Annotated in this window: 17 protein-coding genes and 1 pseudogene; 14 read left to right on the forward strand and 4 right to left on the reverse strand. The window is 69.6% G+C overall.

The annotated features are described in order from the left end of the window. The first annotated feature begins 1 nt into the window (after nucleotide 1). The 12 genes from trpD (at nucleotide 2) to OM076_RS24875 (ending at nucleotide 10,154) form a co-directional block, all read left to right on the forward strand. Entirely contained in the window at nucleotides 2-1,021 is a 1,020-nt protein-coding gene (gene trpD / locus OM076_RS24820; protein ID WP_270042786.1) for an anthranilate phosphoribosyltransferase, read from the forward strand. Then, entirely contained in the window at nucleotides 1,018-1,809 is a 792-nt protein-coding gene (gene trpC, locus OM076_RS24825; RefSeq protein ID WP_270042787.1) for an indole-3-glycerol phosphate synthase TrpC, read from the forward strand. Before trpD ends, trpC begins: the two co-directional genes overlap by 4 nt. Continuing rightward, on the forward strand, nucleotides 1,806-2,441 hold the full coding sequence (locus tag OM076_RS24830) for a phosphoribosylanthranilate isomerase (RefSeq protein WP_270042788.1): 636 nt from the start codon (nucleotides 1,806-1,808) through the stop codon (nucleotides 2,439-2,441). Before trpC ends, OM076_RS24830 begins: the two co-directional genes overlap by 4 nt. Further along, nucleotides 2,438-3,622, forward strand: a complete 1,185-nt coding sequence (gene trpB / locus OM076_RS24835) for a tryptophan synthase subunit beta (RefSeq protein WP_270042789.1) — start codon at nucleotides 2,438-2,440, stop codon at nucleotides 3,620-3,622. Before OM076_RS24830 ends, trpB begins: the two co-directional genes overlap by 4 nt. Continuing rightward, complete coding sequence (gene trpA / locus OM076_RS24840) at nucleotides 3,619-4,431, forward strand: tryptophan synthase subunit alpha (RefSeq protein ID WP_270042790.1); 813 nt, start codon at nucleotides 3,619-3,621, stop codon at nucleotides 4,429-4,431. Before trpB ends, trpA begins: the two co-directional genes overlap by 4 nt. 12 nt (nucleotides 4,432-4,443) lie before the next feature. Then, nucleotides 4,444-4,608 carry a hypothetical protein gene (locus OM076_RS24845; RefSeq protein ID WP_270042791.1) on the forward strand — a complete coding sequence of 55 codons (165 nt, stop codon included), beginning with the start codon at nucleotides 4,444-4,446 and terminating at the stop codon, nucleotides 4,606-4,608. Between the two features lie 146 nt (nucleotides 4,609-4,754). Further along, the gene (locus OM076_RS24850; RefSeq protein WP_270042792.1) at nucleotides 4,755-6,038 is read left to right on the forward strand and encodes a branched-chain amino acid ABC transporter substrate-binding protein; all 1,284 of its coding nucleotides are present in this window, start codon (nucleotides 4,755-4,757) and stop codon (nucleotides 6,036-6,038) included. Nucleotides 6,039-6,123: 85 nt separating this feature from the next. Next, on the forward strand, nucleotides 6,124-7,179 hold the full coding sequence (locus tag OM076_RS24855; RefSeq protein WP_270042793.1) for a branched-chain amino acid ABC transporter permease: 1,056 nt from the start codon (nucleotides 6,124-6,126) through the stop codon (nucleotides 7,177-7,179). Continuing rightward, complete coding sequence (locus OM076_RS24860; RefSeq protein ID WP_270042794.1) at nucleotides 7,176-8,375, forward strand: branched-chain amino acid ABC transporter permease; 1,200 nt, start codon at nucleotides 7,176-7,178, stop codon at nucleotides 8,373-8,375. The genes OM076_RS24855 and OM076_RS24860 overlap by 4 nt, the downstream gene beginning before the upstream one ends. Continuing rightward, nucleotides 8,372-9,208, forward strand: a complete 837-nt coding sequence (locus OM076_RS24865; protein ID WP_270042795.1) for an ABC transporter ATP-binding protein — start codon at nucleotides 8,372-8,374, stop codon at nucleotides 9,206-9,208. Before OM076_RS24860 ends, OM076_RS24865 begins: the two co-directional genes overlap by 4 nt. Next, nucleotides 9,208-9,918, forward strand: a complete 711-nt coding sequence (locus tag OM076_RS24870; protein WP_270042796.1) for an ABC transporter ATP-binding protein — start codon at nucleotides 9,208-9,210, stop codon at nucleotides 9,916-9,918. Before OM076_RS24865 ends, OM076_RS24870 begins: the two co-directional genes overlap by 1 nt. Next, the gene (locus OM076_RS24875; protein WP_270042797.1) at nucleotides 9,915-10,154 is read left to right on the forward strand and encodes a hypothetical protein; all 240 of its coding nucleotides are present in this window, start codon (nucleotides 9,915-9,917) and stop codon (nucleotides 10,152-10,154) included. Before OM076_RS24870 ends, OM076_RS24875 begins: the two co-directional genes overlap by 4 nt. Before the next feature lie 64 nt (nucleotides 10,155-10,218). On the opposite strand, the gene OM076_RS24880 is transcribed toward OM076_RS24875, so the two are convergent. The 3 genes from OM076_RS24880 to OM076_RS24890 all read right to left on the reverse strand — a co-directional run bounded on the left by OM076_RS24880 (nucleotide 10,219) and on the right by OM076_RS24890 (nucleotide 12,936). Next, nucleotides 10,219-10,527, reverse strand: coding sequence for a hypothetical protein (locus OM076_RS24880; RefSeq protein WP_270042798.1), 309 nt, complete (start codon nucleotides 10,525-10,527; stop codon nucleotides 10,219-10,221). A gap of 62 nt (nucleotides 10,528-10,589) precedes the next feature. Next, nucleotides 10,590-11,444, reverse strand: a complete 855-nt coding sequence (locus tag OM076_RS24885) for a TIGR01777 family oxidoreductase (protein WP_270042799.1) — start codon at nucleotides 11,442-11,444, stop codon at nucleotides 10,590-10,592. A 16-nt stretch (nucleotides 11,445-11,460) separates the two neighbouring features. Further along, nucleotides 11,461-12,936 carry an NAD-dependent malic enzyme gene (locus OM076_RS24890; protein WP_270042800.1) on the reverse strand — a complete coding sequence of 492 codons (1,476 nt, stop codon included), beginning with the start codon at nucleotides 12,934-12,936 and terminating at the stop codon, nucleotides 11,461-11,463. A 40-nt stretch (nucleotides 12,937-12,976) separates the two neighbouring features. Here OM076_RS24890 and OM076_RS24895 point away from each other — a divergent pair, with 40 nt between their 5' ends. Then, nucleotides 12,977-14,395, forward strand: coding sequence for an MDR family MFS transporter (locus OM076_RS24895; RefSeq protein WP_270042801.1), 1,419 nt, complete (start codon nucleotides 12,977-12,979; stop codon nucleotides 14,393-14,395). 10 nt (nucleotides 14,396-14,405) lie between these two features. After that, nucleotides 14,406-14,909 (forward strand): SRPBCC family protein, encoded by a 504-nt coding sequence (locus tag OM076_RS24900; RefSeq protein ID WP_270042802.1) that lies wholly within the window; start codon nucleotides 14,406-14,408, stop codon nucleotides 14,907-14,909. Between the two features lie 98 nt (nucleotides 14,910-15,007). Here OM076_RS24900 and OM076_RS24905 read toward each other — a convergent pair. Continuing rightward, a pseudogene (locus OM076_RS24905) lies at nucleotides 15,008-16,160 on the reverse strand (hypothetical protein); the annotation flags it as partial.

The following is a 16,160-nucleotide window of genomic DNA, read 5'->3' on the forward strand; positions in this document are numbered from 1 at the left end:
CTTGACCAAGGCGCTCGACGCCCTGATGTCGGGCCAGGATCTCGGGTCCGAGCAGACCGCCGCGGTGCTGGCCGAGATCATGGGCGGCAACGCCTCCGAGGTCGAGACGGCCGGCGTGCTCGTCGCGCTGCGGACCAAGGGCGAGACGGTCGACGAGCTGGTCGGCCTGGCGACGACGATGCGCGCGTTCGCCACGCCGGTGAAGGCGCAGAACACGTCCGAGCTGATCGACACCGCGGGCACCGGCGGCGGGCGCCCGACGTTCAACGTCTCCACGACCGCGGCGCTGATCGCCGCGGGTCACGGCTGCAAGGTGGCCAAGCACGGCAACCGCAGCGCCACCGGATTGAGCGGCTCCGCGGACGTCCTCGAAGCGCTCGGGGTCCGGATCGACCTCAAGCCGGACGCGGTAGCGCGCTGCATCGACGAGGTCGGCTTCGGGTTCATGTTCGCGCCCGCCCACCACGGGGCGACGCGGTTCGTCATCCCCGTGCGCAAGGAACTCGCGGTCCGCACGATCTTCAACTTCCTCGGGCCGCTGACCAACCCCGCGGGCGCGACCCGCCAGGTGATCGGGGTCAGCGACCCCAACTTCCTGGAGACGATCGCCGGTGCGCTGGCCCGGCTGGGCGCGCGCAGGGCGCTGGTAGTGTCCTCAGCCGACGGTCTGGACGAGATGAGCACGTCGGGCATAACCCGCGTCGTCGAGGTGAATGGCGAGGACTTCCACGCCTACGACGTCGCCCCGGAGGACGTGGGGATCTCACGTGCGGACCCGGGCGCGCTGACGGGCGGCACGCCCGACGTCAACGCGCAGACCACGCGGAACATCTTCGCGGGCGAGCACGGTCCGGCGCGTGACGTCGCCGTGCTCAATGCCGGCGCCGCGATCTATGTATCCGGCACCGTGTCCAGCCTCGAAGAGGGCGTGCGCGCCGCTGAGGCCGCGATCGACGACGGCCGAGCGGCCGCCGCGCTGGAATCACTCGCATCACTTACGAAGGAGTTGGCACCTGCATGAGCGTGCTCGACCGCATCGTGGACGACACGCGCGACGAGGTCAAACGCCGCCGCAAGGAGGTGCCGTTGAAGGACCTCGAGAAGGCGCTCGAACGCCGCGCCGAGGGCTTCAGGCCGTTCTCGGAGGCGCTCACCCGCCCCGGCGTCTCATTGATCGCCGAGCACAAGCGGCGCTCGCCCTCGGCGGGCAAGATCCGCAAGAACTCGCAGGTGGCGGACGTCGTGAAGGCCTATGAGCGCGGCGGTGCCGCGGCGCTTTCGATCCTGACCGAGCCGTTTCACTTCGGCGGCTCGCTCGACGACCTGCGGGAGGCGCGCGCGAACGCGACCCTGCCGGTGCTGCGCAAGGACTTCATCGTCGACAAGTACCAGCTCTACGAAGCCGCCGCCGCGGGTGCCGACGCGATCCTGCTGATCGTCGCCGCGCTCGAGGACAAGGCGCTCGGCAAGCTGCTGCACGAGGCGGCCGACCTCGACCTGGACGCGCTGGTGGAGGTCCACGACGAGCGTGAGCTCGCGCGGGCGCTGGAGTTCGAGGCCGACGTGCTCGGCATCAACAACCGCGACCTCTCCGACTTCAGCGTGGACATCGAGCGCACCTTCGAGCTGCTGGCCGACGTCCCCGCGGGCAAGACCGTCGTCTCGGAGTCGGGCTTCTCGACCCGCGAGCAGCTCGACGAGCTCGAGCGCGTGGGCGTCGACGCCGTCCTGATCGGCGAGACGCTCATGCGCGCGAAGGACATCGAGCAGGCCGTCCGCGAGCTCACCGGCGGCACCGTCCTTCCATGACCAAGGTCAAGGTCTGCGGCATCACCCGGCTCGAGGACGCCGAGCTGGCGATCTCTCACGGCGCCTGGGCGCTCGGGTTCATCCTCTGGGAGCCGTCCAAGCGCTACGTGGACCCCTCCGTCGCCGCCGGGATCATCCGGCAGGTCCGCCGCAAGGTCGAGACGGTCGGCGTCTTCGTCAACCAGCCGATCGACGAGATCGCCGACCGCGTCGACATCCTCGGCCTCACCCACGTGCAGCTGCACGGTGACGAAGGCCCGTCCTTCTGCAACGCCGTCGTCCAGCGCACGGGCGCGAAGGTGATCAAGGCCGTGCGGATCGGCCACGCGGCCGACCTGCGCGACCTCGAGCGCTTCCACACCGACTTCCACCTGCTCGACACCGCCAAGGACGGGCAGTACGGCGGCACCGGCCAGACCTGGGACTGGAAGCTCGTCGCGAACCGGCGCAACAAGATCCCGCTGATCCTCTCCGGCGGCCTGACCCCTGAGAACGTCGCGGACGGGATCGAGGCGGTGAAGCCGTGGGGCGTCGACGTGGCCTCCGGCGTCGAGGCCTCGCCGGGGATCAAGGATCCCGCGAAGCTCGAAGCGTTCTTCGCCGCCGTCGACACCGTCCACGCGCAGACATGACCGCGGTCGAGCATCGCTTCGGCCCCTACGGGGGCCAGTACGTCCCTGAGACGCTGATCCCGGCGCTCGTCGAGCTCGAGGCCGCCTGGATCGTCGCGCGCGACGACCCGGCCTATCAGGCGGAGTTGAGCCTGCTGCTCAACGACTACGTCGGCCGCCCGTCGCCGCTCTATCTCGCCCAGCGCGTCTCAGACCAGGTCGGCCACCCCGTCTACCTCAAGCGCGAAGACCTCAACCACACCGGCGCGCACAAGATCAACAACGCGCTCGGCCAGGCGCTGCTGGCCAAGCGCATGGGCAAGACGCGGATCATCGCCGAAACCGGCGCGGGCTCGCACGGGGTCGCGATCGCCACCGCCTGCGCCCTGCTGGACCTCGACTGTTACGTCTACATGGGCACCGAGGACATGCGCCGTCAGGCGCCCAACGTCCAGCGCATGGGCCTGCTCGGCACGACGGTCGTGCCGGTCGAGGCCGGAGCGCGCACGCTCAAGGAGGCCGTGAGCGCGGCGATCCGCGACTGGGTCGCCAACGTCGCGACGACGCACTACGCGATCGGCTCGTGCGTCGGCCCGGCGCCGTTCCCCGCGCTCGTGCGCGACCTGCAGCGGATCATCGGCGACGAGGCGCGCGCCCAGATCCTGGACAAGACCGGCGCGCTGCCCAGCCGCGTGATCGCCTGCGTCGGCGGAGGCTCCAACGCGATCGGGACCTTCGTGCCGTTCCTCGAGGACTCCGGCGTCGAGATCGTCGGCGTCGAGGCGGCGGGGGAGGGCCTCGCGTCGGGACGCCACGGCGCGCCGCTCACCGTCGGCGGGCGCGGCGGCGTGCTGCACGGCGCCTACAGCGCGATCATGCAGGACGAGGACGGCCAGATCCTCGAGGCGCACTCGATCAGCGCCGGCCTGGACTACCCCGGCACCGGCCCCGAGCACGCGTATCTGCGCGACACCGGCCGCGCGCGCTACGTCGCGGTCACCGACGACGAGGCGCTCGGCGCCTTCCAGCGCCTCGCCGAGCTCGAGGGCATCATCCCCGCGCTGGAATCCGCGCACGCGGTGGCGTGGGCCCTCGGCCCCGGCGCGACCGAGGCGAGCGCGGAGACCGTCGACCTGATCTGTCTCTCGGGACGGGGCGACAAGGACCTGGCCGAGGCGCTCGACAAGCTGGGACTCACATGACGCGCACCGAGACGGGCGTCGACCGCATCGCGGCCGCCTTCGCGACCGCGAAGGGCCGCGCGGCGCTGATGCCGTACCTGATGGCGGGCTTCCCGGACATCGAGACCTCCGTGGCGATCGCGACCGCCTACGCCGAGTCCGGCGCCGACCTCGTCGAGCTGGGCGTGCCGTTCAGCGACCCGCTCGCCGACGGCCCGGTGATCCACGCCGCGGCCACCGACGCGCTCGCGGCGGGCGCGAACCTGCACGCGGTCCTGGAGGCCGGGCAGCGGATCGCTGAGCTGCTCCCGGTGGTGCTCATGTGTTACGCGAACCCGCTCTTCGCACGCGGACCTGAGCGCTTCGCGGCCGAGCTCGCCGAGCGGGGCATCAGCGGGCTGATCGTGCCCGATCTCCCGCTCGAGGAGTCGGCCGGCGTGCTCGCGGCGTGCGATGCGCAGCAGATCGCGCTCGTGCCACTGGTCGCACCGACCACTCCGGACGCTCGGCTAAACCAAATCGGACGCATAGCGCGTGGATTTGTCTACACGGTTTCGGTGACCGGGACGACCGGTGAGCGGGCCGCGAACACCCCCGACGCCGGGGCGCTGCTGGCGCGCGTGAAGGCCCGCAGCCCGGTACCTGTCGCGCTCGGTTTCGGGATCTCCACCGGTGCTCAAGCGGCCGCCGCTGCGGACGCCGGAGCGGACGGGGTGATCGTCGGCTCGCGGCTCGTGCGGGCGGTCGCCGAGGCGGTGCAGAACGGCTCGGATCCCGCCTCTACGGCCGCATCCGTGGTCGTGGAGCTAGCTGACGCCCTGGTCCGCTAGCCTTCCGCCGCGATGGGTATCTTCCTTACGCTGATCGTCGGACTCGTCATCTGGGTCGTCCTCTGGGGCACCAGCCTGATGAAGTCGTTCGACGCGTTCCTGATCGGGATGCTGCTGGTGTTGCTGGCAGCGACGGCGCACATCGCGCGGCCGTACCTTCCCGGCGGCCGTCGTTAAGCCCGACCTCACCCCTTTGTTAAGGGTCGTCGGTGCCCAGTCTTCCGGGTCGCCCATCCGCTGGCGGGCGGTCTAGGCTGTTGCACGCGTGAACTGGGCGTGCGTAGAATCGCCGCCCGAATACGAGCCTCATGAGGAGGGGTTCCTTGCAATCTAAGTTCCTGGCGGCTTCGGCCGGCCTGTTGGCGGCGGCTGCGCTTGGCGTAACCGCTTGCGGTGGCGATGACAGCAGCGACAGCGGAAGCAAGAGCACCGGCTCCAGCGGCAGCACCGCGGCGGCCGGCAAGTCACTGACGATCTACTCGTCGGTGCCGCTGCAGGGTGCGTCACGTGTGCAGACGACCGCGGTCGTCAATGGTGCCAAGCTCGCGCTTGAGCAGAAGGGCGGCAAGGCCGGCCCGCACACCATCAAGTACGTCCCGCTCGACGACTCCACGGCTCAGGCCGGCAACTGGACGCCCGAGCAGGAGTCCGCGAACGCCCGTAAGGCGGCGCAGGACGATTCCACGGCCGTGTACATCGGCACGTTCAACTCGGGCGCGGCCGCGGTCTCGATCCCGATCCTGAACGAGGCTGGGATCCCGATGATCTCCCCGGCCAACACGGCCGTCGGTCTCACGACCAACCAGCCGGGCTCCAACCCGGGCGAGCCGGACAAGTACTACCCGGCCGGCACGCGCAACTACACCCGCATCGTCCCGAAGGACACGATCCAGGGCGCCGCTCTGGCCACGGTCATGAAGGAAGACGGTTGCACCAAGGTGCAGATGGCCAACGACAAGGAGGTCTACGGCGCGGGTCTCGGCAAGAACATCGAGCTCGCCGCCAAGGCCCAGGGTCTCGCGATCATCTCCAACGAGTCGATCGACAAGAACGCTGCCAACTACCGCTCCCTGGCCCAGAAGGCCAAGGCGGCCGGCGCCGACTGCTTCGTCTACGCGGGCATCACGGCCAACAACGCCGTCCAGCTCTACAAGGACTTCTCGGCCGCCATCCCGGCCGCCAAGCTCTATGGCCCGGACGGCGTCGCCGAGTCCGGCTTCGTGGATCCGAAGGAAGGCGGCATCCCCGCCGACGTGCAGGCCAAGGTCAAGGTGTCCGTCGCGACCCTGAATCCCGACTCCTACCCGCCCGACGGACAGGAGTTCTTCAAGGCCTACTCGCAGAAGTACGGCGAGGATCAGCCGGACCCGTACGCGATCTACGGCTACGAGGCCATGAGCCTCGCGCTCGACGCGATCGATCGCTCCAAGACCGGTGACAAGGCCGACATCATCAAGGCCCTGTTCTCCACGAAGGACCGCAATTCCGTGCTCGGCACGTACTCGATCGACGAGAACGGCGACACGACCCTGACGGACTACGGCATCTACTCCGTCAAGGACGGAAACCTGGTGTTCGACAAGACCGTCAAGGCTCAGGCCGGCTAACCACCGCGCCCAAGGCGTATGCTCGGCCGGGAGCGGGATTTACCCGCTTCCGGCCGGTCGCCTTTTCGGACGTAGGGACACATATATGGAAGCTGCCAGCATTCCCACCGGCCCGCCCGCTTCGCAGCGGATCCGGGCCCTCATCGGCACCTACGGGCTCACCCTCGTGCTGCTCGCCCTGCCGATCGTTTACGCGATCCAGGACCTCGTCGATGACGGGAACCTGGTCCGCCTTGGCGAGAACATCACCGCCGGCATCTCCAACGGCGCCATCTGGGCGCTCGTGGCGATCGGCTACACGCTCGTCTACGGCATCGTCGAGCTGATCAACTTCGCCCACGGCGAGGTCTTCATGATCGGCTCGTTCATCTCCGCCGGATTCTTCATGTCGATCGGCTTGACCGAGGACACGAACGCGGGGGTCCTCTTCTTCGGCCTCCTGCTGACGTTGATCGTCGCGATGGTCGGCTCGGGAATGCTCAACGCGATGATCGAACGCGTCGCGTACAGACCCCTGCGAAGTGCGCCGAAGCTGGCGCCGCTGATCACCGCCGTCGGCTTCTCCTTCATCCTGCAGAACGTCGGCCTGCTGTGGAAGGGCGGCTCGCAGGTCGGCATCCCCGATCTCATCAACGCCCAGCACACCATCGTCACGATCTTCGGCGTCACGATCGAGAACGCTGACGTGCTGTCGATCGGCGTCACGGTCCCGCTGCTGATCGTGATGACGACCTTCATCGCCAAGTCGCGCCTTGGCAAGGCGATGCGCGCCACCGCGCAGGATCCTGAGGCCGCGCGCCTCATGGGCATCAACGTCGACACGACGATCTCGCTCACGTTCCTGCTGGGCGGCATGCTGGCCGGCGCCGCCGGCCTCATCTACGCCCTTTACCAGACGACGATCTGGTACTTCCAGGGCTTCACGGGCGGCCTGATCGCGTTCACCGCGGCAGTCATGGGCGGCATCGGCAACCTCCGGGGCGCCGTGCTCGGCGGCCTGATCATCGGCTGCATCCAGCAGATCTCCGACAACCGGATCGGCTCTGCCTGGACTCCCGCGATCGTGTTCGCCTACCTGGTCCTGATCATGGTCTTCAAGCCGTCGGGCCTGCTCGGCGAGCAGACGAGGGATGCCGGATGAGCGCCACGACTGAAACCAAGAGCCCGGGCGGGACGGTACGCGGCGGGAAGCTCCCGACGCCGAAGGTCCCACCGTGGTTCGAGAAGGGCATGGTGCCGATCCTTCTGGTGCTGGCCGCCTTCCTCCCGTTCTTCTTCGAGAACGGCGACACGTTCATCCAGACGTGCACCCAGGCCCTGGCGTACATCGTCATGGCGCTCGGCCTGAACATCGTCGTCGGCTTCGCCGGCCTGCTGGACCTCGGCTACGTGGCGTTCTTCGCCATCGGCGCCTACACCGCGGGCTACTTCGGCTCCGGGTTCTTCTCGAAGGTCGGCGACGGCAAGGGCATCCACATCCTCGTGTCCGGCCTTGCCTCAAAGGTCCCGGGCATCCACGTCAACTTCCTGATCATCCTGGTGCTGGCGGTCATCACGACCTCCATCGCGGGCATGATCATCGGCCTACCGACGCTGCGCCTGCGCGGTGACTACATCGCCATCGTGACCCTCGCCTTCGGCGAGATCATCGGCCGCATCGCGGTCAACGGCGACAGCATCGTGATCAAGGGCCAGCCGCTGACGGCCGGCCGTCAGGGCATCTCGCCGGTGGACAAGATCGACCTGCCAGGCCTTGCGCCGTTCGGCCTACTGGACTTGAGACCCTGGTACTGGTTCGCCCTGGTCCTGGTGGGCTTCGTGCTGTTCGTGAACTTCCGCCTGCGCGACTCGCGGCTCGGCCGCGCCTGGGTCGCGCTGCGCGAGGACGAGATCGCCGCGGTGGCGATGGGCGTCCCGGCCGTCAAGACCAAGCTGCTGGCCTACGCCACCGGCGCCGCCATGGGCGGCATCGCCGGCGCGTTCCTCGGCTCGTTCCTGAACACGGTCAACGCCGACCAGTTCCAGTTCTACTTCTCGATCCTGGTCCTGGCCATGATCATCCTCGGCGGCCTCGGTTCGATCTGGGGGGTGGTGCTCGGCGCGGTCGCGCTGTCGTTCATCAACACGTGGCTGATCCCGGACGTCATCAACTCGTGGCCCAGCAAGCTCGGGCTCGATTTCGACGCCACGCAGATCACCTTCGCGATCTACGGGTTCCTGCTCGTGATGATGATGATCCTGCGGCCCCAGGGCCTGCTGCCCGAGCGGCGGCACAAGATGGAGCTCGCCGACGACTCCGAGGCCAACGAAGAAAACCTCTACACGGCACGGGTATGAGCGCAGTCGACACACCGAAGCCGCGAGGCGGCCTCCCCACCGGGGCGGCTGTGCTCGACGCGCAGAACATCACCAAGCAGTTCGGTGGCCTGACGGCGGTCAACGACGTCACGTTCACCCTGCCCGAGAAGTCGATCGTCTCGATCATCGGCCCCAACGGCGCCGGCAAGACGACGTTCTTCAACATCCTGACCGGCTTCTACCGGCCGACGCTCGGGACCATCGAGTTCAATGGGAAGGGCATCACCGGCGCCCGCCCCGACATCGTCATGAAGGCCGGAATGGCGCGGACGTTCCAGAACATCCGGCTGTTCTCGACGATGACGGCGATGGAGAACGTCATGATCGGCGAGCACTCGCGGATGAAGTCGGGCCTGTTCGGCTCGATCGTCCGCACGCCGAGCACGCGCCGCGAGGAGCGGGAAGTCCGCGAGAAGGCGCATGCCGAGCTGGAGTACGTCGGCATCGACAAGCGCTGGCACGACCATCTCGCGATCAACCTCTCCTACGGCGATCAGCGCCGGGTGGAGATCGCGCGCGCCCTGGCGTCGGACCCGAAGGTCCTGCTCCTGGACGAGCCGACGGCCGGCATGAACCCGCAGGAGTCCGCGTCGCTCGTGGACTTCATGCACCGGCTGCGTGACGAGCGGGGGATGACGATCCTGCTCATCGAGCACGACATGAAGGTCATCATGCGCGTCTCCGAGCGCGTGACGGTGCTCGATCACGGCGAGAAGATCGCCGAAGGCCTTCCGGCCGAGGTGCGGGCCGACCCGCGCGTCGTCGAGGCCTACCTCGGCAAGGCCGCCGCGGAGACGGGAGAGAGGGAGTAATGGCGTTCCTCGAAGTCGCAGACATCAAGACCTACTACGGCAACATCCAGGCGCTCAAGGGCGTCTCGTTGACCGTGGAAGAGGGCGAGTGCGTGACGCTGATCGGCTCTAACGGGGCCGGGAAGTCCACGACGCTGCGCTCGATCTCGGGGCTCACGCCCCCGCGCACGGGCTCGATCAAGCTCGCGGGCGAGGAGATCTCGTTGCTCCCGCCGCAGGAGATCGTCGGGCTCGGCATCTGCCAGTCGCCCGAGGGTCGCAAGTGCTTCCAGCGGATGACCGTCCGCGAGAACCTCGAGCTCGGCGCGTACCTGCGCCGTGACACCTCGGGGATCTCGGCGGATCTGAACCGGATCTTCGAGCTCTTCCCGCGCCTGGACGAGCGTCAGTCGCAGAAGGCGGGCACGATGTCCGGCGGCGAGCAGCAGATGCTCGCCATCGGCCGCGCGCTGATGGGCAAGCCGAAGGTCCTGCTGCTCGACGAGCCCTCGATGGGCATCTCGCCGGTCCTCACGGAGCGGATCTACGAGACGATCGAGCAGATCAACAAGGACGGGATGACCATCCTGCTGGTGGAGCAGAACGCGAACTTCGCGCTCGACGTCTCCAACCGGGCCTACGTGCTGGAGACCGGCAAGGTCTCCTTGTCCGACAGCTCGGAGAACCTGCGGACCAACCCCGAAGTCCAGAAAGCGTACCTGGGAACATGACCGTTTTCGCGCTCATGGGGGCCTGGGCCCTCTGGTTGCTCTACCTCTGGCTCGCCTCCTGCATCATCGCCGGCTACCTCTCCAACCGGAAGGGCTACGGCGACAAGCCGGGCGTCGCGACGGGCCTGTGCCTGTCGGCGATCGCGATCGTCGTCTGGCTCGTGTGGCCGCCGAAGCCGGAGTCCAAGTGGAAGATCGTCGGCGCGTTCGGGTCCGGTAAGGACGCCAAGCGCTAAGAGACGTGTCGTGTGGGTCGGGACATCGTTCCGGCCCACCCGCCTCCGCCCAGCCTGCCCTGCTTTAGCGCGCGGCCTGTGGCGCGGGGTGCCGATCGACGCAGGCGTCGATGTAGTGGAAGTGCTGCCCGCGGGGCATGTCGCAGCGCACCGCGGCGCCGGCCGGCTCGATCGCCAGTGCGAAGAAGTCCGGCTGGTCGGCCGGGCCGAGATGGCTGGGCGTCATCGACGCGAACACGCAGAACGCCGCGACGGCGCAGCCGATCAGCCGCCGTCGGCGGTGCGCTGCCTGATGGCGCCGCGTGACGGCACGCTCGGTGGCGTGCGTCAGCGCGTGGCCCAGGCGGTCGAGGTCCGGAGGGAGATCGCCCATGCTTACTCCCCCAATGATGGCTGCTCGGGCGCGCGGATGTCGTCTTTGGTCTTACGGTTTGGTTAGCCTTGCCCTACGGCGGCGTTGAGCGCCTCGTCGAGAGCGGGGTGCTGATACGTGTAACCCAGCTCAAGTGTCCGTTTTGGGACGACCCGCTGGCCTTTGGTCACGATCTCGGCCATGTCGCCGTAGAGCAGCCGGATCGCGGCGCCGGGGATGGGCGCGACCGCCGGCCGGTGCAGCGCGTGGCCGAGCGCCTTGCTGAATGCCTTGTTGGTCACCGGCTCGGGAGCGGTGGCGTTGACGGCGCCGCGCCACGCCGGGTCGTCGATCGCGCGGACGTAGATGCCGACGACGTCGTCGACGTGGATCCACGGCATGTACTGCCGGCCGCCGGCGACGGGTCCGCCGCCGCCGAGCTTGAACGGCAGCAGCATCTTCGACAGCGCGCCGCCGCTCTTGTCGAGCACGACGCCGGTGCGCACCTTCACGACCCGCAGTCCGAGCTCCGCGGCCTTGTCGGCCTCGCGCTCCCACACGACGCAGACCTCGGCCAGGAAGTCGTGGCCCGGCGGGGTGTCCTCGTCCAGGCGCTCGTCGCCGTGCGGCCCGTAGTAGCCGACGGCGCTTGAGCTGATCAGCGCCCGCGGCTTCGGGTCGGACAGCGCGATCGCCTCGACCAGTTGCCGCGTGCCCTGCTCGCGCGACTTGCGGATCGCCGCGCGCGACTCGTCGGTCCAGCGCTGCGCCACGTTCTCGCCGGCCAGGTGGACGATCGCGTCGCGCCCGGCGAGCTGCGCGGGGTCAGGCGGGCCGTTGCGCAGCGACACCTTCGTCACCTCGTCGCCGCGCTGCTCGAGGGCGGCGACGAGCTTCGATCCGATCAGTCCACTGGCTCCGGTGATGGTGACGCGCATGAGAGGGGTACGGCGCTCAGGGCCGGACGGCTTTGAAGTCCTCGGTCTCGCCGGGGGAGTAGCCGATCTCGCTGCCGCTCGCCACCGCCGCGCCCTGGGCCTTCGCCTGGTCGGCGACGGCGGCGGCGACGGCGTCGCAGACGTCGCGGTTGAACACGCTCGGGATCACGTAGTCCGCGCGCAGGTCGGCGTCGGAGACGATGCTCGCGATCCCGCGGGCCGCCGCCATCTTCATCTCCTCCGTGATGTCGCGGGCGCGCACGTCCAGCGCGCCGCGGAAGATGCCCGGGAAGCAGAGCACGTTGTTGATCTGGTTGGGGTAGTCGCTGCGCCCGGTGGCGATGACCGTGGCGTAGGGCGCGGCCTCCTCCGGCGTGACCTCGGGGTTGGGGTTGGCCATCGCGAAGACCATCGCGTCGCGGTTCATTCGGGCGAGGGCGCTCGGGTCCATCACGCGGGCGCCGCTGAGGCCGACGAACAGATCGGCGCCGTCGATCACGTCCGCGGGGCCGCCGCTGAGCTTGTCGGGGTTCGTGGCCTCCGCGAACCAGCGCTTGAGGCCGGGCATGCTGCCGTCCTGGTAGTCGGCGCGGTCGGTGTGCACGGCGCCCTTGCTGTCGCAGCCGATGATGTTGGTGATCCCGGCCCGGACGAAGATCTGGGCGACGGCGATCCCCGCCGCGCCGAGGCCGACGATCAGGACCTTGAGGTCCTCGAGGCGCTTGTCGGTGAGCTTGGCGGCGTTCATCAGCGCCGCGAGCGTCACGACCGCGGTGCCGTGCTGGTCGTCGTGGAAGACGGGGATGTCGAGCGCCTGCTTCAGGCGCGCCTCGATCTCGAAGCAGCGCGGGGCGCTGATGTCCTCGAGGTTGATGCCGCCGAACGCGGGCGCGATGTTGATGACGGTCTGGACGATCTCGTCCGGGTCCTTGGTGCTCAGGCAGATCGGGAACGCGTCGACGCCGCCGAACTCCTTGAAGAGCACCGCCTTGCCCTCCATCACGGGCATCGCGGCCTCCGGGCCGATGTCGCCCAGGCCGAGCACCGCGGTGCCGTCGGAGACGACGGCCACCGTGTTGCGCTTGATCGTGTACTGGAAGGCCTTGTCGCGGTCACGCGCGATCGCCGTGCACACGCGGGCGACGCCGGGCGTGTAGGCCATGCTGAGGTCGTCGCGGTTGCGGACCGGGAGCTTGTTGCGCTGCTCGATCTTGCCGCCGACATGCATCTGGAACGTGCGGTCGGTGATCTCGATCAGCTGCGCGCCGCTCACCTCGTTCACGGCCTCGCCGACCTTCGCGGCGTGCTCCTCGCCCGCGGTCTCGATCGTGATGTCGCGCAGCGTGTGGCCGCCCTCGATCGCCACGAGGTCTACGGAACCGATGCTCCCTCCGGCTTCGCCGATGGCGGTGGCGACCAGGCCGAGCATGCCGGGCTGGTGGTCGATCTTCACGCGAAGGACGATCGAGTACTGCGCCGAGACGGAGGGCATCGCGTCAGGATCTCACGCCGCTGGGTACGGTGGCGTCTGAATGGGTCTGGACCGCGATCTCCTGCGGCTCGCCTCAGTGGTGGTGCTCGGGACGATCATGTCGATCCTGGACACGACGATCGTCAATGTGGCGATCGAGACGCTGGGGCGGGAGCTGCACGCCTCGCTGTCGTCGATCCAGTGGGTGTCGACGGGCTACCTGCTGGCGCTGGCGACGGTGATCCCGCTGACCGGCTGGTCGATGGAGCGCTTCGGCGGCAAGCGCATGTGGATGCTCTCGGTGACGCTGTTCCTGGCCGGCTCGACGCTGTGTGGGCTCGCATGGAGCACGACGTCGCTGATCGTCTTCCGCGTGCTGCAGGGGTTCGGCGGCGGGATGATCCTGCCGATCGGTCAGGCGATCCTCGCCCAGGCCGCCGGCCCGCAGCGGATGGGGCGGGTCATGAGCGTGATCGGCGTGCCGACGCTCTTGGGCCCGATCCTCGGCCCGGTGATCGGCGGGCTGATCGTGGACAACTTCTCCTGGCGCTGGATCTTCTTCGTGAACCTGCCGGTGGGTGCGGTCGCGCTGTTCCTGGCCGCGCGGATCCTCCCGAAGTCCGAGCGCGACACGCGCACGCCGCTGGACGTCGTCGGTCTGCTGCTGCTCTCGCCCGGGCTGGCGCTGGTCGTCTACGGGCTGTCAGAGCTCGGGATCGAGGGCGGGATGGGGGTGAAGGCGGGCGGCGGGCTCGCCGGCGGCTTCGCGTTGCTGATCGCCTTCTTCGTGCACGCGCGGCGCGACCACGCGCTGATCGACATCTCCTTGTTCCGCGATCGGGCGTTCGCGGCTGCGTCGGGGACGGTCTTCATCTTCGGCGTATCGCTGTTCGGCGCGATGCTGATCCTGCCGCTCTACTACCAGACCGTCCGCGGCGAGAGCGCGCTCTCGGCCGGCCTGCTGCTCGCGCCGCAGGGCCTGGGCGCGGCGATGGTGTTGCCGATCGCGGGGCGGCTCACCGACCGGCTGGGGGCGGGGCGGGTGGTGCCGTTCGGCGTGATCGTCGCCTGCCTGGGCACGGGGGTCTACACGCAGATCACCGCGTCGACGTCGTACGTGCTGCTGGGGGTCGCGTTGTGGGTGCGGGGCGTCGGGCTGGGCATGACGATGATGCCGTCGATGGCCGCGGCCTACCAGACGCTCGACCGCGCGGCGGTGCCACGGGCGACCTCGACGATAAACATCATCCGTACGATTGGAGGCTCGCTGGGAACGGCCGTCTTGACGGTCGTGCTGCAGCGGCAGATCGTCGCGCAGATCCCGGGAACGACCGGGGAGTTGGGTGCGCTGCCGGCGGGTGCGGGCGCCGCCGAGTCGCTCGCGACGGCGTTCGCGAACACGTTCTGGTGGGCGGTGGCGCTGACGGCGATCGGGTTGATCCCGGCGTGGTTCTTGCCACGTCACCCACCGGGCATATAACCTATTGGCTATGAAAGACGGAGAGCTGTTCGAGAGGGACGGCCGCTTCGAGTTGCGGTTCGTCCGTGCGCTGTCGCATCCGGTCGAGAAGGTCTGGCAGGCGGTGACGTCGCCCGAAGGCCTGTCGGCGTGGTTCCCGTTCGACGTCGTGGGGGAGCGCGCCGCGGGCGCGCCGCTCGAGTTCGTGTTCCGCGCTGGCGAGGGCCCGCCGTTTGCGGGCTCGATGGTCGAGTTCGCGCCGGAGTCCGTGATGGAGCTGGCGTGGGAGGGCGACGAGACCCTGCGGCTCGAGGTTCGCCCGATCCCGGACGGATGCGAGCTGACGCTGATCAACCGCTTCGACGAGATCGGCAAGGCCGCGCGTGACGCGGCCGGCTGGCACGCCTGCCTGGACGCGCTGTCGGCGGCGCTTGAGGGTGAGGCGATCGACTCGATGACCGTCTGGCGCGCGGTGCACCCGGGCTACGTCGCGCGGTTCGGCGCCTCGGCCGCGACGATCGGCCCGCCGGCCTGAAAACACGACGAGCGTCAAGTTCGTCGGGTAGAGCCCGACGAAGTTGACGCTCGTTTGGCGCGCGCCCTCAAAGCGGGGCGCGCGTCGGATGCCTCAGGTCAGGACTTCTGGGCGAGATCCTCGGAAGAGGAGGCGCCGTTGCCGCCTTCGGACTCCTGGGCCTTCTCGTTGTTGCGGACCGCGTCCTCGAGCGCTTCGAGGCCGATGATCCGGACGCTCGAGCGGAACGAGCCGTCGCGGCCATGCTGCTCGACGTCGCCGCGCCCGGCACCGCCGCCGCCGCGGTAGTCGCCGCGACCGCCACGTCCGCCGCCACCGCGACCGCCGCCGTAGCCGCCGCCACCCTGGCCGCCGCGTCCGCCGCCGCCCTGACCGCCGCGCCCACGGCCGCCACGGCCGCCGCGCTGGTCGTAGGCCGGGCGGGGATTGACGATCGCCTTGACGTCACGCACGGGCGTCGCCGCGAGGCGCACCCACGCGGTGAACGTCGGGTCACCGGGCTTGACGCCCTGCGCCTGCTCGGCGCAGACCGAAGACCACTTCATCGTCTCGCCGTCGTCGCGGCGCTTGGGCTGCAGCGCCTCGAGCACGGCCTCGGGACCGCCGACGCGCTCGATCGCCGCCGCCAGACGCGCCTGCGCGCGGGCGGAGCGGGTCGGCGACGTCGCGGGAGCCTGCGGCTGCTGCGGCGCCTGAGCGACCGGAGCCGCGGCCTCTTCGCCCTCGGCGACCGGCTGACCCTCGGCGTCCGTGGCGACCGGAGCGTCCTCGCCCTCGATCCCCGCGTCCTCGGTCCCGGCCTCCAGCGCCGCCTGCTCGGCCTTGCGCAGCTCGGTGAGCTTCGCGAAGAACGTCCGGCGATGGCGCTCGGCGGCGGTCAGCCGCCGGCGGCGAGGCCGCTCGGGCTTGCCCTGCCCGTCACGCCGCGGCGGACGGTCCCCACGCGGACCCTGACCCTCGCGGGCGGGAGCGGCGGGAGCGCCGTCGGCGGCGGGAGCCGCCCCGGCAGCCGCGTCCGCGGCGGGCGCTTCGACGGTGGCGTCGGCCGTCACGGCGGGGGCCGCAGCGTCGGCGGAAGGCGCCTCGGCGGGCGCGGCCTCGGCGGCCGGAGTCGTCTCGGCGGGCGCCTCGGCAACCGGAGTCGCTTCGGCGGGCGCCTCGGCCGGCGTCGCCTCGGCGGCGGGCGCGGCCTCAGCCGGAGCCTCAGCGGGCGTGGCCTCGGCGGCCGGGGGCGGCTCGGCGGGCGCCTCC

This window comes from Solirubrobacter ginsenosidimutans, assembly GCF_027587205.1.